Below are 17980 nucleotides of genomic sequence, written 5' to 3'. Positions count from 1 at the left end.
AGTGACTGATATGACAGAGACGACGAGGAAGACCGGCGTCAGCCGTCGCACATTGTTGAAGGGAACCGCCGGCCTCGCAGGTCTCGCCGCCGGCTCCGGCGCCATCACCGGCTTCCCCTACGTGATGTCGGCCGAGCCGAAGGTGCTGCGCTATCTCGGCACCGCCGTGAACGAGGGCGATGACATCTCGAAACAATGCCTGAAGGACACCGGCATCAAGATCGAATACGTCACCGCGACGACCGACGACGTCACCAAGCGCGTGATGACCCAGCCGAACTCCTTCGACGTGCTGGACACCGAATATTTTTCGCTGAAGAAGCTCGTGCCCTCCGGCAACATCCTTGCCCTCGACGCCAAGAAGATCAAGGAATTCGACAACATCACGCCCGTCTTCACCAAGGGCGAGACGCCCGGCGGCAAGAAGATCGGCAATCAGGGCACCGCGCCCTGGAAGGTGCTTTATCTCGAAGGCAGGGATTCCAAGACCTTCGCCAAGTCCGCGACCGAATTCGTGACGCTGATTCCGACGGTCTACAATGCCGACACGCTCGGCATCCGTCCCGATCTCATCAAGCGCCCGATCAACTCGTGGGCCGAGCTGCTCAATCCCGAGTTCAAGGGCAAGGCCTCGATCCTCAACATCCCTTCGATCGGCATCATGGATGCGGCGATGGTCGTGGAAGCCACCGGCAAGTACAAATATGCCGACAAGGGCAACATGACCAAGGAAGAGATCGATCTCACCATGAAGGTGATGACCGAAGCCAAGAAGGCCGGTCAGTTCCGCGCCTTCTGGAAGGACTTTAACGAGAGCGTCAACCTGATGGCCTCAGGCGAAACCGTCATCCAGTCGATGTGGTCGCCGGCGGTCACCAAGGTGCGTTCAATGGGCATCGCCTGCACCTTCCAGCCGCTGAAGGAAGGCTACCGCTCCTGGGCCTCGGGCTTCTGCGTCTCGAAGGGCGTGTCGGGTGCGAAGCTCGATTGGGCCTACGAGTTCGTCAACTGGTTCCTGTCCGGCTACGCCGGCGCGTACCTCAACCGGCAGGGTTACTACTCCGCGGTGCTCTCGACCGCGAAAGCCCACATGGAGCCCTACGAGTGGGCCTACTGGATGGAAGGCAAGCCCGCCGAGAAGGACATCAAGGCGCCCGATGGCTCGCTGCTCGAGAAGGCCGGCGCCGTGCGCGACGGCGGCTCGTATGAGGACCGGATGGGCGGAGTCGCCTGCTGGAACGCGGTCATGGACGAGAACGACTACATGGTCCGCAAGTGGAACGAGTTCATCGCAGCGTGATGGACACGTCCGACGAACTCTTGCAACAGGCATCCCCGGGCTTCGCCCGGGGATCGGGACAGACGCGCCAGAAAGCGGCGCGTCTGTCGCCCTCTTTCATCTCCTGGCTCCAGGCCGGGCCGATGATGCTGGTGTTTCTCGCCTTCTTCCTGATCCCGCTGGTATTCGTCGTCATCGTCTCTTTCTGGGACTACAACGAATATCAGTTGCTGCCGGCCTTCTCCGGGCGCGGCTACACCGACACGTTCGAAGGCTGCATCGCGCAGCTCCCCCAGCTCTGCACGATCGGCAAGACCTATCTGAAAACGCTGAAGCTGTGCTTCATGGTCTGGGCCATCACCCTGTTCATCGGCTTCTGGGTCGCCTACTTCCTCGCCTTCCACATCAAGTCCAAGACCTGGCAGATGGGCCTGTCGCTGCTGTGCACGATCCCGTTCTGGACCTCGAACGTGATCCGCATGATCGCCTGGATCCCGCTGCTCGGCCGCAACGGCCTCGTCAATTCCGGGCTGCTCAAGGTCGGCGTGATCGACCAGCCCGTCGAATGGCTGCTCTATTCCGAATTTTCCGTGGTGCTGGCGCTCGTGCACCTCTTCACTTTCTTCATGGTGGTGCCGATCTTCAACTCGATGGTGCGTATCGACAAGTCGCTGATCGAGGCCGCCTATGACGCCGGCGCCACTGGCTTCCAGACCCTCGTCAACGTCATCATCCCGCTCGCCAAGCCCGGCATCGTGATCGGCTCGATCTTTGTCATCACCATCGTGATGGGCGACTTCATCACCATCGGCGTGATGGGCGGCCAGCAGATCGCCGCCGCCGGCAAGATCATCGAGACCCGGCTCAACGCGCTGCAATTCCCCGCGGCCGCGGCAAACGCCGTGATCCTGCTCGCGATCACCTTCCTGATCATCACCATGATGTCGCGCATCGTCGATATCAGGAAGGAGCTGTGATGCGAGAGGGACGCCCGCGCAGCTTCTACGTCCTCGCCTTGTTCTTCGCGGCCTACGTGCTGTTTCTCTACGGCCCGATGATCGCGATCTACATCCTGTCATTCCAGGGTCCGCAGGGCGGCCTCACCTTCCCGATGAACGGGGTGTCGACGTTCTGGTTGGCAAAATTGTTCGAGGGCACCGGCATTGTCGATCTCGGCGCCGCCTTCCGCCGCTCGCTCCTGCTCGGCCTCGTCGTGATGGCGGTCACCGTCGTGCTGTCGGTTGCCGCCGGCATGGCCTTCCGCCGCAAGTTCAAGGCGCAGAGCATCCTGTTCTATTCGGCGATCGCGAGCCTCATTGTCCCCTCCATCATCACTTCGCTCGGCATCTCGCTGGAATTCCGCATCATCGACGATCTCATCAAGGCGCACTGGAACGAGAATTTCGAGACCTCGATGGGCCTGCTCACCTCAGGTTTAGGTGCGCATCTGACCTGGACGCTACCGTTCGGCCTGCTCATCATGTTCGCGATCTTCAATCGCTTCGATCCCAGGCTCGAGGAAGCCGCGCGCGATCTCGGCGCTACGCCCTGGCAGACTTTCCGCCACGTCGTTTTGCCGATCATCCTGCCCTCGGTGATCGGTATCGGACTGTTCGGCTTCACGCTGTCCTGGGACGAGCTTGCCCGCTCCAGCCAGGCGATCGGGTCGGTGAACACACTGCCGCTGGATCTGCAGGGCCTCACCACCACGGTGACGAAGCCCGACATCTACGCGCTCGGAACCATCATCTCCGCGGTTTCCTTCGCGGTGATTGCCCTCGCGCTCGGCACCATCCACATGCTGAACAAGCGGCAGGCCGCAAAGGGCTCGGATGCCGGCAAGGGACTGGTGTGAGCTGATGCGGCTCCACATCGTCAATCCCAACACCACGGCTGCGATGACGGCAAAGGTCGCCACGGCCGCCCGCGCCGTAGCATTGCCGGAGACGGTGATCGATGCCCGCCAGCCCGCGATGGGCCCGGTCTCGATCGAAGGCTTTTACGACGAGGCCTTTGCGGTGCCCGGCTTGCTCGGCTGCATCCGCGACGCCGACCGCGATGGCGCGGACGCCCACATCATCGCCTGTTTCGATGACACCGGTCTCGACGCCGCCCGCGCGATCGCAAAAGCGCCCGTGATCGGCATCGGCGAAGCGGCCTTCCACATGGCGAGCCTGATTGCGGCGCGCTTTTCGGTGGTGACGACGCTCAGTGTCTCAATCGTGCCGATCGAGCATAATTTACGGAAGTACGGCCTCGCCGAGCGCTGCGCCCGCGTCCGTGCCGCCGAGGTTCCCGTGCTCGCGCTGGAACAGCGTAATGCGGATGCGATCGGTAAGATCTCCGGCGAGATCACGGCCGCGATCCGCGAGGACCGCACGGAAGCCATCGTGCTCGGCTGCGCCGGCATGGCCGACTTCGCCGGCGAGCTCGCGAACAAACACAGCCTCCCCGTCGTCGACGGCGTCGCCGCCGCCGTGCCGATCGCCGAAGCGCTGGTGCGGCTGGGGCTCAAGACGTCGCGGCTCGGGCCCTACGCAGCGCCGCGAGCGAAGACGTATTCCGGGCCGTTGAGCGGCTTTCGGCCCTGAAACCCACGGCCTGAATGGTCTGCTCCGGCCGCGACGGCCCTTTTTTCCGCCCCTAGCCTCTTTTTGGTCCCATTTCCTGCCGAAATGTAACGTTTTCGGGACGCCCCGGCGGCCGTTGCCGCTGGTCTTCGCCACTTCAGTTCATTTTTGGGCTTTGTCAGCGATGATCGATCTCGCACCGCGCGATACGCGAACCAGCGCCTTCACCCGTCTCGGCAGCCAGCCGATCGCGCTCACGGCTGCGGCCCTGCTCCTGCTCGTCACCGGCGTCACCTCGATCGCGATCTGGCGAGTCTATACCGGCGCGACGCCAGAGGCCGACCGGACGGTGGTGTCCCGGCAGCTCCAGGTCCGCGCGGCGCAGGCCTCCGAGCAGCTCGTTGAGAAGACCAGGGGGCTGGAGGCCACCCAGCAGGAATCCATCGACCAGCTTCAGGTGGTGCAGGACCAGCTTCTGACGCTCAAACGCCTGCTGGCCTCGCAGCAGGCCGACACCAAGCGCCTGTCGGAGCAGGTCGCGACCCTGACCGAATCCGTAGACGGGCTCAAACAGTCCTTCGCCAGCGCACAGGCCACGGAAACCGAGACGCCGTCGGCGACCCGGCGGGGAGCGGCGCGCCGCCATGCCAGCCTGCGCAAGCGCGGCAAATCGCGAAGCTGATCCGGTCAGCGGCGATTCGTTCCCGGCTCATACGCCAAAATTTTGCGGCGTGTGAACTGGATCACATTTCCCCGTATGATTCCGCGTCATGCTGCCTGTCACCGGATGGCGTGAGCCAATTTCAATATCCGGGGCTGGCAAGGTCGTTGGCGGTATACTGCGTCAACGGCCTTGTTTTTTACGGCTGCTTTTCAACTACTTAGGGGATCGGCCCGTCCCTGCCGGCTCAGCAGCCGCGGCAGATGCTTTTCACCGTCTTGTCGATCTGCTTGTTCTCCGCATCGACCGCCTGGTCGACCGACCTGTCTCCACCGGATCCCATGCCAACGGTGCCGCCGGAGGACTGCGCGGTGCCGAGGCTGTTGGTCCCGGGCGGCGGAACAACCCCGCTCGTCGACCCGGCGCCGCCCGGACCATTGCCTGACGTCGTCGGATTGGCCGGGCTGAGCTGTCCTTGAACGGCGGGATTTTGGCTGCCCGTTCCCGCCGCCGCACCGGTGGTCACGGAGCCACCCCCCGTCGCGCCGGACGCCGCGCTGCTGCTGCTTCCGCCCGTGCCGCCTCCACTGCTTTGCGCGAACGAAGTCGTCGGCATCGCAAGGACGGCAAGGCCAAGGAGGGATGCGGCCATCGATGCCGAAACTGTTGCTGTCAATCTGATCATCGGAAACTCTCCCTTTCGAGCACCAACAATGGGCGCACAGGCGCGTTCCGGAACAATTCCGTCAGGCACGATTTGACGAGGGAGGCAGCGACATGCGCAAGCCGATCGCATTCGACGACGACACGTTCGGCAAGCTCAAGCAGCTTGCGCGCGATCGCATGGAGACCCTTCAGGATCTGGCGGACGAGGCCTTTTCAGACCTCGTGGAAAGCACGGCATACCGGACGACCTGAAGGAGGCGCTGCGCAAAGCGCGATGAGATTGGGATGAATCGTCACCGCGCCAGAGGTTATTGTTTGCAGCATGATCTCCGCGCAAACGCGTTCCGCGTTTGTCGCGAGGGAAAACCGCTTCACACTTTTCGGGATCATGCTCTAGAATCCGGAAAGGCAACATCATGACGGTTGATCGCGATCCCTTCGCCGAAGGCGAGCGCGCCGCGCGCGAGAACATCCCGCGCGAGGCCAATCCCTATCAGGACGGCAGCGACGAACATGCCCTGTGGTCCGCGGGCCACGAGAAGATCGCCGGATCCCGCGAAGCCCGCGGGTCCGAAGGGAGCTGACGCGCGACGTCAGACGATCCGCTTCAGGCCCTTCTTGAAGCGCGGGCCATTGGCGACGTAGAACTCCGCCGCGCTGCCCATCCTCGCGACTTGCGCGTCGTCGAGCGTGCGGATCACGCGCGCCGGCGAGCCGATGATCAGCGAGCGCTCGGGAAATTCCTTGCCTTCGGTGATGACGGAACCGGCGCCGACGATGCTGTTGCGGCCGATCTTCGCGCCGTTCATCACGGTCGCGCCCATGCCGACGAGCGCGCCGTCCTCGACGGTGCAGCCGTGCAGGATGACGTTGTGACCGATGGTGCAGTTCTTGCCGACGTGAAGCGGAAAGCCGAGATCGGTGTGGCAGGTCGAGCCGTCCTGCACGTTGGAGCCCTCCCCGATCTCGATCCACTCATTGTCGCCGCGCAGCACCGCGCCGAACCAGACGCTGGCGCCGAGCTTGAGGCGCACGCGGCCGATCACGGTTGCGGTGTCGGCGATGAAGTAGTTGCCGTCGGCGGGAAGATCGGGCGCCTGCCCGTCAAGCTCATAGATCGCCATGGAGGTCTCCTGTCACGAAACCTTGGCATAGCGGAGCTGCGACGTTCAAGCAAAGGCGGCAACACGCCAAAAAGGCGCACTCAGGCGAGCACGCCGGCGGCGCGCAGCGTCATCAGGAAGAACGTGCCGCTCATCATGCTCCAGAAGCCCGCGATGATGGTCGCCATCATCACGAATTCGACGCGCCGGCTTTCCAGCCGCGCGCCCCGCAGCGTGTTGCGCATGATGATGAAGGGCGCCGCGAACACCAGGAATGGCACGGCGGCAAACGTCTTCGGCGCCACCCCCTCCTGCAAGAGCCCGAAGCCGGCAGGCCGCTGCGAAAGCGCCTGGTAGCCGTTCACGAGCGCGCCCGCGAGCGCAAACCCGATGCAGATCGAGAAGAAGGAATTCAAGGTCTCAGGAGTCATCGGAAGTTCCGCCCATACGCAACGCCGGTCCCTTCCTGTGACAAAAAGTGCCGGTTAACGCCACATTAGCCTTAAGAAAAGGTTAACGGGGCGTCCCGCTGCCGTCCTCCCCCATGGGGTGCGGCAGGCTGCGCGGAACCGTCGCCGCGTGGCATATTCGCGCTTGATTCGTCGGCCAGCGGCCGACTTTACGGCGACCTCATTGATGAGCGTATTTTCGGCAACTTCCACCCGCGGCCGTCAGGGCCGGACGAGAGCGCATCTTACTCCGCTCGTGCTCGGCGGCGTGTTCGCGGCAGGCGCGGTGGCCGTGGTCGCCTATCTCTTGTGGCCGACCTGGGGGACGGTGGTCGGCGCCAATGCGCCGGACAGGCTGCCGGTCAGCGTCGGCGGCACGCTGTTCAACGTTCCGACGGCGGCGATCCGGATGAAGATCCAGCGGCACACCGGACCGCAGGAGCGCATCGACATCGACTTCCTCTACCCCTCGCTCGACGTGCCGGGCACACCGAAGCACCTCACCGCCGACGACGTGGATCCGGCGGCCATCCAGCCGATCGACCGCATCTTCCTGTCGATCGCAGCGCATCACGATGCGCTCGCGCCCGAACTGCGGGTTAGCACCATCTATCCGCGCTATCTCGATCAGGCCGTGACGTCGCCGGAGGACGGGCTGACGATGCGGATGTTCCGCAGCGATACGCCCTATGGCGACGAGGACCTGTATTCCGCGGCAAGTCCGGCGCTGACCGCGCGCTGCACGCGCGATGCGGCCACGCCCGGCATGTGCCTCTCGGAGCGCCGTGTCGACGGCGCCGACCTCACCTTCCGATTTCCCCGAAGCTGGCTGTCGCAGTGGCGCGACGTGGCCGGGGCGATGGACCGGCTGACGGCGCAGCTGCGCGGCCCGAAGGGCTGAGCGGGGGCTCGTCTGCCCTGCCGCAAGATCGGCTTGCAGGACGCGGGCTGAGCATCCCGACTAAAATATCGAAAACAACCCCATGCAAAGGAGCTTGGCGCTGGGATGCCGAATTTCGTATTCTGCGAATAAGAGTTGACACGTCGGGCAAATCAGGGGTACGATGTCATCATGGCAAACCTGTCGCCGGACCAGATAAGCGTGCTGTCCGATGCACCGGAGATGCGGGTCACCACCATCTATCCGCGCTATCTTGATCAGACGTCGCCGGAGGACGGGCTGACGATGCGGATGTTCCGCGCTGAGACGCTTTACGGCAGCGAGGACCTGTTCTTCGCAACGAGCCTCGTGTTGACCGCGCGCTGCACGATGGAGCACGCCCGGAACGTGCCATTCGGAGCGCCGCATCGACGGCGCCGACCTCACCTTCCGCCTGCCGCAAAGCCGCTATCGCGGTAGCGCGACGTTGCGGAGGCAATGGAGAGGCTGACGGCGCAGTTACGTGGGTCGGAGGGGCGAGCAGACCAGGGCTTCTACTCATAACCGCAACCGTTCGACGATCTTGGTTGAACGTCCGCTTAGCACCCACAAGCCGCACAAAAGACGACATTGTCAAACCAACGCGATGGGCCATAGCACGAAGTCGCTGCGCTCCAGCCCGCTGCGCGGGAGCAGGAGCCGAGAGGCCGGTAGCCGGCTGAGAGGACAGCGATAGCGGGATGGCAAGGTCAACACGATCAACCAGCCTAGTGTTGGCGTGCAACACATGATCGCGCGCGGGTCAGCATCTTCATGCGGCCAGCCACATCATCGGCCGCACCGACAACGCAATGATAGAAAATTGCCTTGACGAAAGCGCCAACCAGTTTGCTTGAATGTGCCGTCTATATTTCGGCTTCGCAAGAAATTGATACAGCCATGTCGCGGGACCGATCGAGCGATTAATCGCGCAGTGGTTGTCGGATGTGTTATTTCTGCACGCGCAACTATTTGAAATTACACATGTCGCGAACATTAAAAGTACTCTTGTGCAACCCTCATGCCGAAACGCGGAAGTTGTGGAAGCGTTCTCTGTCGGGTTGCCGCCTCTCCTCATAGCGCCCGCTGCTTAACCGGTGCCCAACCTCCCGCGACTTCGTGCCTTGGCGCTTTTTGGACGCCGGTCAGTTGAGGGGGCGGAGCCACTTTGTTGCCGGCGTCCAAAAACCTTGTATGGGGCCTATCGGTGTCAAGGAGAGAGTGGCGGTGCTGTTGAGTCATTTTGTCACGTCACTGGATTGCATTTGCGGCATGGATAGCTCCCTTGCTCGGCTACGCTGAGCGGTCAAGCCCCAAAGCCGCTTGCGGCGCGCCGAAGGCGCGGGGCTTGACGGCGAATGCGCAGTCCGAGCCATCATAATTGTCGCCGCAACGTACAAAGGTCATTCGGCGCTGTTGGAGGCACTGTGAATTGCTATTGTGGGGCTCTCCTTTCACCGACATGAGTAGTTTTGCAGCCTGAAGATCGGCACGACTGATCCGAGGGGAGCTTGCCATCGGGGCGCAGAAGTCACGCCACAGCCTTGTATTCGGTCGATCCGTGTGGGGATCGCAACCACGATGCAGTCATACGCATCATCGGCGAAGCTCCGGGGCGGCGGGCCCCTTCTGCACAGCGGCATTTGAAGCCATGGTTTTAGGTCGGGGCACCGCCACCTCGGATTTATCGGCAGACCCGAGCACACGGGGCTGCCAAACCGTTTGTGCTATATCGTTGCTCTCTTGCCCATGCTGTCGTTCATGATGCCGGACGTAACACGACGCCCTGCGGAACCTCGCCCCTTGTCACGAGACGCCAGAGGGCGATGAGCAGCTTACGCGCCAGCGCCACAATCATCGTCTTGCGTGTGCTGGCGCGTCCGTCGGCGGTTCGCGCCGCGAACCATTGGGCCAGGGCGCTGTTCTTTTGGAACCTGATAAAACGCCAAGCCAGCTGGATCATGTCGCTGCGGACGCGGACATTGCCAGCCCGCGCAAGCCGCCGTTTCGATACCAGAGCCAAGGACGCGGGCAATCAGGCGGACCATCGCGTCCGGGCTTTTCGTCTCCGCAGCAGGAGCCACCGCGAGTTTGCGCAGGCGTTCCTGTTCGACCGCACGGATCTGGTCGCGTACGACGCGTAGCCGCGCGAGATGACGGCGCAGTTCCGAAAGCGTGTTCTGCGGCAACGGCGTGCCTCATGGCTCGGACTGCGCATTCGCCGTCAAGCCCCGCGCCTTCGGCGCGCCGCAAGCGGCTTTGGACAGTTCCAAGCGGGCAAATTGTTCAAAAGGACTTCCGCAGTTGAACCATCTCCTTGTCGACCGGACTTACGTCTAGGCGGAGATTTGCCGTTCGCTCTGCCGAACGGCAGCGACAGAACGGTTCGTCACTGCCGGATTTAACACGACGCAGTCCGTGGAGGTGAACGTGACCGAAACCCGGCTGGCCTTGCTGCAGGGCGGGACGACTGCCCTTGCAACCGAGACGATCGCTGCTTTGCAGCAGACATTAAGGGGAAGCGTTTGTCTGCCTGGGGAGGCGGGTTATGATGATGCCCGCACGATCTGGAATGCGATGATCGACCGCCACCCAGGTATGGCAGTCCGTTGCAGAGGCGCTGCAGACATCACCAATGCCGTTCGGTTTGCGCGTGAGCATGGCCTCTTGCTCGCAGTGCGAGGCGGCGGCCATAACATTGCCGGGAACGCGGTCTGCGAAGGCGGGCTCCTGATCGATCTCTCGCAGATGCGCTCGGTTCGGGTCGATCCCACTCGCCGCACGGCGCGGGTTGAGCCGGGTGCCAAGCTCGGCGACTTCGACAAAGAGGCACAGGCCTTCGGGCTTGCCACGCCACTCGGTATCAACTCGACGACAGGAGTGGCGGGTCTCACACTCGGCGGCGGTTTTGGATGGCTTGGCCGCAAATTCGGCCTTACTGCCGATAACCTGATCTCGGCGGACGTCGTAACTGCTGACGGCAAGCTCCTGCAAGCGAGCGCGTCCGATAATTCGGACCTGTTCTGGGCGCTTCGGGGCGGCGGCGGCAATTTCGGGGTCGTGAGTTCGTTCGAATTCCGTCTTCATCCCGTAGGTCCGATGGTCCTATCCGGCCTGATTGTCTATCCGTTTGCGCGCGCAAAGGAGCTTCTTTCGGGATATCGCCGAGTTGCGGCGAAAGCACCCGACGAGCTGACGGCCTGGGTTGTGCTGAGACAGGCCCCGCCCCTGCCTTTCCTGCCTTCCGAGGTCCACGGCAAGGAAGTCCTCGTCTTTGCGCTCTGCTATGCAGGCGACGAAGGCGCCGGCAAGAGCGCCTTGGAGCCGCTTCGGGCGCTCGGAGAGCCGATCGCCGAAATGATCGGCATGCAACCGTACGCGGCATGGCAGACCGCATTCGACCCGCTGCTCACGCCGGGCGCACGCAACTACTGGAAGTCGCACAATTTCCTTGAACTCAGTGACGGTCTGATCGACATCCTTGCAAGCTATGCCGCGAGGCTTCCGACTCCGGAGTGCGAGATTTTCATTGCCCAACTCGCCGGGGCCACCAGCCGCGTCCCGCTCGATGCTACGGCTTACCCGCACCGCGATGCAAATTTTGTCATGAATGTCCATACGCGGTGGCGCGAACCAGCCGACGACCGGCGATCGATCGACTGGGCTCGGCAGCTCTTTGCCGAAACGGCGCCTCACGCAACCGGCGGTGTCTATGTCAACTTCATGCCGGAGGACGAAGGCGATCGCGTGTCGAGCGCATATGGCGCGAACTACGCGCGGCTCGCGGCGCTGAAGGCCAAGTACGATCCGGATAACCTGTTCCGGTTGAATCAGAACGTCCGGCCGGCCGCGGCACAGCGGCCCGCCGGCTGACCGGAAGACAGCAAGTTGGCCACCGCAGAATGGCTGCGTAGCCTCTGTTCGCGGGCCGCCGCGGCGCAGGGCACAGCTATGACAACGCGACGCCTTGCGCCGCATTTCGTCGGTCGGGTCCAGAAACGACCTAGCGCCATGCTACCTTTCACGCAAACATCGCCGGCGTTATCTGGTCTACCTCGATGATCGTGTCGGCCGGAATATTGGCGCGCCTCGCCGCATTGCGAATGGCGTCGGCGTTTTCGGCCTCATAAAGACAGTAGGTTTTGCGCTTGTCGGCACTCAGAAAGGAGAAGATCCACTTCACTCCTTCTTCATCGTTGATGAGATCGACTCTGTCGACTCCTTCCTTCGTCAACTCCAGTTTTTCTGCGAAGTTTCGCTCGATGATGAAACGCGGCATGGCCCTCTCCCGTGTACGAAGTGGCACATCAGTGCAGTTGACCGCGGAGCCTCGTAAGCAGAGCGGTCATGTTCAGGCGACCCGCCGTCGCCAAAGATTCGTTCAACAGCGTATCGGCATGTGCGATGTCGCCATGGCGGCCGCGGCGGCGAAGCATGTGCGCGTATCGGTGCTGCGCATGCGCCAGCCAGGGCCATGCATGCATGTGCCGGTCCATCTGTAGCGCCTCCTCGAAGTGCTCTTCGGAACGATCCCAGTCGCCGAGCATGTCGGCGAGAGCCCCGAGGAAGCGGCCGGCCGATCCGTAGCAGACGGTCGCGATACCGGCTGTGATAGTCACGTGGCGGTAGGGCTCGAGCAGATCGTACAAAACGCGCGCGCAGCGCTCGTCCTCGAGCGCCGCGCAGACATCGGCAAGATAGGAAAGCGTCGTGCTCCGCTTCGCATCCATCGGGAAGGCGAAACAGGTCTGCCGCAACTCGTCCAGCATCTTTTGTGCCTGCGGCTTAAAGCCCAGCTCCGTCGCGACGAGCGCGAATCCGGGCTTCCAGGTATTGCCGTCTGGTTCGTTATTGATCAAATGTTTGATGACAGGGGCAATCTCCGCCAGGCGTCCCTGCTCACGGCGGATCGTGAACATTTGCACGCCGTAGACGCCTTCGGCACTCTCTCCATGCGTCCTGCGACCGATCGCATACGCGTTCTCAGCGAGCTTCTCGGCGGTCGGAAAGTCGCCGATCAGAAGAGCCTGCATGGCTCGCCCAAGCTGCGCAACCCATTCCTGGTGGAGCATCTGCCGACCTTCAATTGCTGACTGAAACGTGTCCAAAGCCGAGATCATCCCCTGGTAGTCGCCAAATTCGGCCGCATAATAGATGTGCACCGAAAGAATTCGGGTGCGGAGGTCTGCGTCATTCAGCCGATCGGCAATCGCGAGCGCCTCGCGCAGTCGGTTGCGCAGGTCCGCAGATTGTGTCCTCGAGAGCGCGATCGGCCCCAGAAATGGAGTAAACAGAACTTCACAGAGAGAGCGGTCGTCCTCGAGGCGGCGCGCCATTTCGATGGCCTCGGAATTCAAAATGTCAGCGCGCGCGAAATCACCCTTCATCAAGAACCCTCTACCGAGCCAACTCAATATCTGGCAGCGCTGACGGCTGTCTCCTCCTTCGATTGCCGATAAAGCTTCGAGCAGCAGCGCGATGGAAGGATCAAAAGATTGATAGTAGAAGCGGGCCTGTCCAAATCCGATGGCGCAGTTGGCGAGTGCATCGCTGTTTCCACGGGCTCGTGCCTCGCCGGCGGCACGCTCGAACGTGTCCGAAGCCTGCTGCAGATGGCCAGCCGCCAACTGCGCCCGACCCAATGCAATTCTTGTCTCGAGCACGGCGTCCTCGCGCCCTTCCGCATCGGGCAGTCTCTCGGCGATGGCCAGGGCCTTCCCGTAATGTTCGATGGCCTCGTGGTTCGCCGAGCGCGCCAGCGCGCGCTCGCCCGCACGCCGCCAGAACGGCAGGGCCAACTGTGGTAATCCGGCCTCGGAAAAGTGTCGCGCAACCAGCTCCGGCTGTCTGTCCGCTGTCTCACGGTGGTACTCGGCAAGGGCGCGGGCAATTGCCGCATGATACCGCTGTTTTCTGCTCGTCAGCAGGGACTGGTATGCCGTGTCCTGAATGAGGGCGTGCCTGAACGCCAAGGCATCCTCGGAAGGCCCCCCTCTCAGAACCAGATGCGCCGCCATCAGCTCGGCGACGGCAGCATCGAGATCGGCGGCCGGAAAATCGCACACATGAGCAAGCAGGTCTCGGCTGAACTCGCGGCCGATGACAGAGGCGATTTGGGCGGTTTCTTTCGCGGTCGGCTGGCAGCGATCGAGGCGTGCCATCAAGGAGCCCTGCAGCGTCGTCGGAAGCCCCACCTCGAATTCGCCGACGCCGGCCTTGCGCTCGACCAGAGAGTGGGCCAGCTCCTCGATAAACAGGGGGATGCCATCGGTCCGACCGACGATCTCATCGATCACGCGCGCGCTGGCAGTGGCGCCGGCAATGTGTCGCACCATATCGGCGATCTGAGGCTTTGCCAGCGGCCCGAGGGAAAGCTGCAGCACATGGCTGTAAAGGCTAGGCCATTCACAAGTCCAGCTCGGCCGGTGTGTCACGAGCAACATGATCGGTGCTCGGTTGATTGGCGCCATCAGCGCATCGAGCAGCTCGGTCGTAGTGGGATCGATCCAGTGAGCGTCCTCGACCATGATCAACACTGGAGAGCGCGCGGCGCGCTGCAGGAACCGGTCCACCAGCGTCTGCAGTGTGAAGCTCTTCCTTTGCTGTGGCGTCAGGTCGATCTTGCCGTACCGATCATGGCAATCGAGGGACAGAAGCTCTGCATAAACGGGAGCCACCGTCCGAATGTCCGCGCCCACGTCGGCGAGCATATGCTCGAGCTTGTCGAGCCGTTGCTGGTTGCTATCGCCCGGCCGAAAGTCGGCGGCACGGCCGAGATTCTGAACAATCGGAAACAGGGTACTGTGGGTATGATAGGGCGAGCATTGAAACCGCAGGACGACATGCGGCGGCATCGCGCCTAGTTTTTCTGTAAAGGCCTGTACCAACCGGGATTTGCCGATGCCGGCATCCCCCGAGAGCAGGATTGCCTGTCCCTCTCCTGCGCGCGCAAGCTCCCACCTTTCAACGAGTAGCGCGAGCTCGTGCACGCGACCTACGAATGGCGACAGCTCTCCGGCATGCGCCGCATGGAATCGGCTTTCGACCTCTCGCTCGGACTTAACGAGATGCACGCGGGTGCCTGTCCCGAATCCCTTAAGAGGCTTCTCACCGAGGTCCTCGACGACGAAGGCGTCGCCGATCAGTCGCCTGGTCGCCTCCGCGACGACGAGTTGATTGGGTTGGGCGATCGCCTGGAGCCTGGCTGCCAGATTGGGGGTCTCGCCGGCGACCGCGCCTTCCTCTCGGACAGAGCCGGCAAAGAGGTCCCCGACAACGACTCGCCCCGTGGCAATCCCAACGCGCGCGTTGAGCTCGACGTCCTTGGTTCTCAGAAGTCGCACGGCGGCCAGGGCCTCAATCCCAGCTCGAACCGCGCGCTCGCCGTGATCCTCGTAGGCACACGGCCATCCGAAATACGCCATGACACCATCGCCCAGATAACGGGCGACGTAGCCGCCATAGCGGGTGACTGCGCCGGAGACCCGATCTTGGTAGCTACGCAGCACCTCCCGCAGGTCCTCGGGATCGAGCCGCCGAGATAATTCGGTGGACTCAACCAGATCGCAGAACAGGACGCTCAGCAGGCGTCGCTCCGGCGGCCGCTCGGGGGGAGCGCGCGGCAACGGCTTATCGTTCGCAAGGAGAGAGTTGGCGTTTGCCGCCGATAGCGCGCCTCCGAAGGACTCGGCCACCGCGGCCAGGATGATCTTGCGGTGTCCGAGCGATACCCCCAGTTCGCGAAGATCCGTCTCCGTAAGATGCGGGAGCACCCTCAGGTCGACATCACCGGCGGCGAAGGCATCACAATATTGCCCGAGGCCAAGAGCGCGCAGCCATGTATTGATGTCTTGGCTCATGAGCCCGCTCGCTGCTTTAGATGTTTCCTCCTCATGGTTCTTGCTCCCGGTCAACTGTGGAGCGCGTGTGCGCCTTTCGCCGGGGAAAGTGCCTCGCCCGCTCTCTTGGTTCCGGGTTGAGCGGGCGCGGACGATATTCTGCAGCGAGTACTTCGGCAGCCGCAGATCACTCTCGATAGGACCTCGTGCCGATGCAACACCTAAGTCCCTACGCAATCACGCTGCACTTTACCGCAAACGTGCAGCCGCGCATAGAACTGCCGCAGCGCGATAATGTCGCAAATGCTGCCCTACATCGCATTCGGCCGGAATAGCGAAGAGGTCCAAGTCGAGATCGACTTGGAAGTCTAGACCAACGCATTGCCATGTTCACCTGTGGGTCACGAGCCGTAATACCTGCTGCGAGCAAATCAAGTCGGCTCTGCCTCTGACAGGAGACCTCAGCGATACCCGCTAGATCTGTCGCGATGGGCCATCAGAAGCGGTCGTTCGTTGTCAAGCGACTACCGACTGCTTCATTGCAAGCAACTGATCTAGGTCGTCGGGACGTGGCTGCAACGGACGTGGGCTGGTAACTGGGTCACTGGCATAGCCGGGCTTTCATGAGCCCGTCGGCAAATCTAGCCCAGTCCTGCTCTCTGAGAAATGGCCACCGTCTTAGATCGCGCATACGAAAATCCGGGCAGGCTTGCATAAGACGTTCGGCTTCCCTGCCTGCGTCCGCGACGGCTCCGGCATGGGTATAACAGCTAATCAGCAGCAATAGACACCTTGGGATGTCGCCATGGATCTGATCGGAACGACGAGCCCATTCGATTGCGGCCAGATAGTCTTCTCGAAGGAAATTCCCGATCGCCATATTATCCATGAACCAATTGTTCGCCGGGAATCGAGGATTTGCTTCCAGAGCCCGCTTGCACTCGCGCAGTCCGGCCTCTGCATCGCCCGCGTACATCCTCGTCATGCCGAGGAGATCGATCGCCAGCGCGTAGTTGGGGTTTAGTTCGAGGCAGCGCTTTGCCTGACGAACTGCTGCATGGAGATCGCGCTTGAGATAGAGAAGGTTCAAGCCATAGATAAGTTGCGCAAAATCGCTGCGCCCGTTGAGCTCGGTCGCTTTTCGCGCGAACTGTAGCGCGATCGTCGCGTCTGCTGGCGACACCTCCCGATACCCACAAACCACCTCGACCATTGCTCCCCACGCCCGGATCGCGAGCGCCATGAAGTTGTTCGGGTCTCTCTTTACCACGAGATCGATAAGCGTGACGGATCGCTCGTAATCAGCCCGTCTCGAATTCAACAATATATGACCCGCCTGACCCATGAGTTCCTCGTTGGTCTGCTCTTCAAGCGAGCGCAGGCGGGAGCGTTCCGTCTCTCGTTCATAGACCTCGTATCGCAAGGCCGAGCAGATACGAAAAGCCAGATCATCCAAGGCGTCGAATGTGGACGCCATATCTCCATCGAAGCGCTCGGACCAAAACTGCTTTTTCGACCGTTGGTCGAGAATCTTCATGATGACTCGAAACCGAGAGCCTGAGGTCTGAACGCTGCCAATAGCATGATAGTTGGCCTCATTGGCTTCGGTGACCAGCGATATGCCAGTAAGATTGGCAAGCGATGACGCCACTGCCTCGTTCAGACCTGCGGCCAGGGGCACGACTCGCGGGTCGCCGCCTAATACATCAAGCGGGGACAGCGCCAGTGAAGGTTTTGCTCCGGCAGGCTTCCCGATCCCTTCCGCGTCTGCACTTGCGGTCACCAATGGTGGCGCTCCCTCCGGCCGCCAATGGAAAACCGTGGTCGCCTGCGCGATGTTTTTTAGTCGCTGTTCCCCGCCATTCTCGAACTGAATGTCGATCTTGCCCTTGATTTCAATTCTTACTTTCTCGGAGATGCAGATGCCATTGGGGCGGGCCACCTGTTCAAGACGTGCAGCCAGATTGATGGTATCGCCGTGGCGATCACCGTCCTCAACGATCACATCACCCAGATTAATCCCGATGCGCACATCGATGCGTTGCTCATCCGAAACATCGCTGTTGCGCTTGAGCATGGACCGCTGCAGCTCTACCGCGCAACTTACCGCATCCACGACGCTGCCAAACTCCGCGAGGAGTCCATCGCCCATGAGTTTGAAGATGCGCCCGTGATGCCTCGTGATTTCTGGCTCAAACAGTTCCTTGCGATGCGCGCGAATTCTTTCGAATGTGCCCTGCTCATCCGCGCCCATCAGACGGCTGTAGCCGACCACATCGGCCGCCAAAATGGCTGCCAAATGCCGCTCGATGCGCTCGCTCGACATCGAAGTTTGTCCCGAAACCAACCGCGCAGGCCGATTAAAGCATATATGGTTCGAATTTCTACCAGTTTCGTTGGGAAGAACGTCCCAAAAAGGTCAAGAGCCGGGGGGCGACGCAAGCGCCGAGTAGAGTCCGGACCACATCAGAGACAGCCGACTTCGTGATGGCTGC

Annotated in this window: 16 protein-coding genes and 1 pseudogene; 11 read left to right on the top strand and 6 right to left on the bottom strand. The window is 61.9% G+C overall.

Features of this window, described 5'->3' with window-relative positions:
* The first annotated feature begins 10 nt into the window (after positions 1–10).
* The 5 genes from QA640_RS17350 to QA640_RS17330 all read left to right on the top strand — a co-directional run bounded on the left by QA640_RS17350 (position 11) and on the right by QA640_RS17330 (position 4531).
* A complete protein-coding gene (locus QA640_RS17350) occupies positions 11–1300 on the top strand; it encodes a PotD/PotF family extracellular solute-binding protein (protein ID WP_283041797.1) in 1290 nt (429 codons plus the stop codon).
* Positions 1300–2256, top strand: coding sequence for an ABC transporter permease (locus tag QA640_RS17345; protein WP_283042815.1), 957 nt, complete (start codon positions 1300–1302; stop codon positions 2254–2256). Before QA640_RS17350 ends, QA640_RS17345 begins: the two co-directional genes overlap by 1 nt.
* Entirely contained in the window at positions 2256–3134 is an 879-nt protein-coding gene (locus QA640_RS17340; protein ID WP_283041796.1) for an ABC transporter permease, read from the top strand. The genes QA640_RS17345 and QA640_RS17340 overlap by 1 nt, the downstream gene beginning before the upstream one ends.
* Positions 3135–3138: 4 nt before the next feature.
* Positions 3139–3870 (top strand): aspartate/glutamate racemase family protein, encoded by a 732-nt coding sequence (locus tag QA640_RS17335; RefSeq protein WP_283041795.1) that lies wholly within the window; start codon positions 3139–3141, stop codon positions 3868–3870.
* Between the two features lie 163 nt (positions 3871–4033).
* Positions 4034–4531 carry a hypothetical protein gene (locus QA640_RS17330; RefSeq protein ID WP_283041794.1) on the top strand — a complete coding sequence of 166 codons (498 nt, stop codon included), beginning with the start codon at positions 4034–4036 and terminating at the stop codon, positions 4529–4531.
* 226 nt (positions 4532–4757) lie between these two features.
* On the opposite strand, the gene QA640_RS17325 is transcribed toward QA640_RS17330, so the two are convergent.
* Positions 4758–5195 (bottom strand): hypothetical protein, encoded by a 438-nt coding sequence (locus QA640_RS17325; protein ID WP_283041793.1) that lies wholly within the window; start codon positions 5193–5195, stop codon positions 4758–4760.
* Positions 5196–5287: 92 nt separating this feature from the next.
* On the opposite strand from QA640_RS17325, the gene QA640_RS17320 reads away from it, so the two are divergent.
* Entirely contained in the window at positions 5288–5428 is a 141-nt protein-coding gene (locus QA640_RS17320) for a hypothetical protein (RefSeq protein WP_283043154.1), read from the top strand.
* A 164-nt stretch (positions 5429–5592) separates the two neighbouring features.
* Positions 5593–5760 carry a hypothetical protein gene (locus QA640_RS17315; RefSeq protein WP_283041792.1) on the top strand — a complete coding sequence of 56 codons (168 nt, stop codon included), beginning with the start codon at positions 5593–5595 and terminating at the stop codon, positions 5758–5760.
* Between the two features lie 9 nt (positions 5761–5769).
* Here the strand turns inward: QA640_RS17315 and QA640_RS17310 are convergent, their stop codons facing one another.
* Positions 5770–6300, bottom strand: coding sequence for a gamma carbonic anhydrase family protein (locus tag QA640_RS17310; RefSeq protein ID WP_283041791.1), 531 nt, complete (start codon positions 6298–6300; stop codon positions 5770–5772).
* 80 nt (positions 6301–6380) lie between these two features.
* On the bottom strand, positions 6381–6710 hold the full coding sequence (locus QA640_RS17305) for a hypothetical protein (RefSeq protein WP_283041790.1): 330 nt from the start codon (positions 6708–6710) through the stop codon (positions 6381–6383).
* Positions 6711–6915: 205 nt separating this feature from the next.
* Here QA640_RS17305 and QA640_RS17300 point away from each other — a divergent pair, with 205 nt between their 5' ends.
* From QA640_RS17300 to QA640_RS17285, 4 genes and pseudogenes are all read left to right on the top strand, one after another.
* Positions 6916–7629: a hypothetical protein gene (locus QA640_RS17300; RefSeq protein ID WP_283041789.1), complete on the top strand. Its 714-nt coding sequence runs from the start codon at positions 6916–6918 to the stop codon at positions 7627–7629.
* Between the two features lie 213 nt (positions 7630–7842).
* A pseudogene (locus QA640_RS17295) lies at positions 7843–8088 on the top strand (hypothetical protein); the annotation flags it as partial.
* 1385 nt (positions 8089–9473) lie between these two features.
* Positions 9474–9791 carry a hypothetical protein gene (locus QA640_RS17290; protein ID WP_283041788.1) on the top strand — a complete coding sequence of 106 codons (318 nt, stop codon included), beginning with the start codon at positions 9474–9476 and terminating at the stop codon, positions 9789–9791.
* Between the two features lie 346 nt (positions 9792–10137).
* Positions 10138–11520, top strand: a complete 1383-nt coding sequence (locus QA640_RS17285; protein ID WP_283042814.1) for an FAD-binding oxidoreductase — start codon at positions 10138–10140, stop codon at positions 11518–11520.
* Positions 11521–11668: 148 nt separating this feature from the next.
* On the opposite strand, the gene QA640_RS17280 is transcribed toward QA640_RS17285, so the two are convergent.
* The 3 genes from QA640_RS17280 to QA640_RS17270 form a co-directional block, all read right to left on the bottom strand.
* On the bottom strand, positions 11669–11926 hold the full coding sequence (locus QA640_RS17280; protein WP_283041787.1) for a DUF4242 domain-containing protein: 258 nt from the start codon (positions 11924–11926) through the stop codon (positions 11669–11671).
* A gap of 28 nt (positions 11927–11954) precedes the next feature.
* Positions 11955–15506: an adenylate/guanylate cyclase domain-containing protein gene (locus QA640_RS17275; protein ID WP_283041786.1), complete on the bottom strand. Its 3552-nt coding sequence runs from the start codon at positions 15504–15506 to the stop codon at positions 11955–11957.
* A gap of 580 nt (positions 15507–16086) precedes the next feature.
* Positions 16087–17811, bottom strand: coding sequence for an adenylate/guanylate cyclase domain-containing protein (locus QA640_RS17270; RefSeq protein ID WP_283041785.1), 1725 nt, complete (start codon positions 17809–17811; stop codon positions 16087–16089).
* Positions 17812–17980 lie beyond the last annotated feature (169 nt).

The sequence above is a fragment of the Bradyrhizobium sp. CB82 genome, assembly GCF_029714405.1.
In the GTDB taxonomy this organism is placed as follows: Bacteria; Pseudomonadota; Alphaproteobacteria; order Rhizobiales; family Xanthobacteraceae; genus Bradyrhizobium.
This window is presented reverse-complemented; position numbering and strand designations above follow the sequence as displayed.

Excerpts from the sequence above, each read along its gene's own strand:
- QA640_RS17315 (WP_283041792.1), top strand. The coding sequence starts at position 5,593 with ATGACGGTTGATCGCGATCCCTTCGCCGAAGGCGAGCGCGCCGCGCGC.
- QA640_RS17350 (WP_283041797.1), top strand. The coding sequence starts at position 11 with ATGACAGAGACGACGAGGAAGACCGGCGTCAGCCGTCGCACATTGTTG.
- QA640_RS17310 (WP_283041791.1), bottom strand. The coding sequence starts at position 6,300 with ATGGCGATCTATGAGCTTGACGGGCAGGCGCCCGATCTTCCCGCCGAC.
- QA640_RS17275 (WP_283041786.1), bottom strand. The coding sequence starts at position 15,506 with ATGAGCCAAGACATCAATACATGGCTGCGCGCTCTTGGCCTCGGGCAA.
- QA640_RS17270 (WP_283041785.1), bottom strand. The coding sequence starts at position 17,811 with ATGTCGAGCGAGCGCATCGAGCGGCATTTGGCAGCCATTTTGGCGGCC.
- QA640_RS17280 (WP_283041787.1), bottom strand. The coding sequence starts at position 11,926 with ATGCCGCGTTTCATCATCGAGCGAAACTTCGCAGAAAAACTGGAGTTG.
- QA640_RS17330 (WP_283041794.1), top strand. The coding sequence starts at position 4,034 with ATGATCGATCTCGCACCGCGCGATACGCGAACCAGCGCCTTCACCCGT.
- QA640_RS17345 (WP_283042815.1), top strand. The coding sequence starts at position 1,300 with ATGGACACGTCCGACGAACTCTTGCAACAGGCATCCCCGGGCTTCGCC.
- QA640_RS17325 (WP_283041793.1), bottom strand. The coding sequence starts at position 5,195 with ATGATCAGATTGACAGCAACAGTTTCGGCATCGATGGCCGCATCCCTC.
- QA640_RS17335 (WP_283041795.1), top strand. The coding sequence starts at position 3,139 with ATGCGGCTCCACATCGTCAATCCCAACACCACGGCTGCGATGACGGCA.
- QA640_RS17320 (WP_283043154.1), top strand. The coding sequence starts at position 5,288 with ATGCGCAAGCCGATCGCATTCGACGACGACACGTTCGGCAAGCTCAAG.
- QA640_RS17290 (WP_283041788.1), top strand. The coding sequence starts at position 9,474 with ATGAGCAGCTTACGCGCCAGCGCCACAATCATCGTCTTGCGTGTGCTG.
- QA640_RS17300 (WP_283041789.1), top strand. The coding sequence starts at position 6,916 with ATGAGCGTATTTTCGGCAACTTCCACCCGCGGCCGTCAGGGCCGGACG.
- QA640_RS17340 (WP_283041796.1), top strand. The coding sequence starts at position 2,256 with ATGCGAGAGGGACGCCCGCGCAGCTTCTACGTCCTCGCCTTGTTCTTC.
- QA640_RS17305 (WP_283041790.1), bottom strand. The coding sequence starts at position 6,710 with ATGACTCCTGAGACCTTGAATTCCTTCTTCTCGATCTGCATCGGGTTT.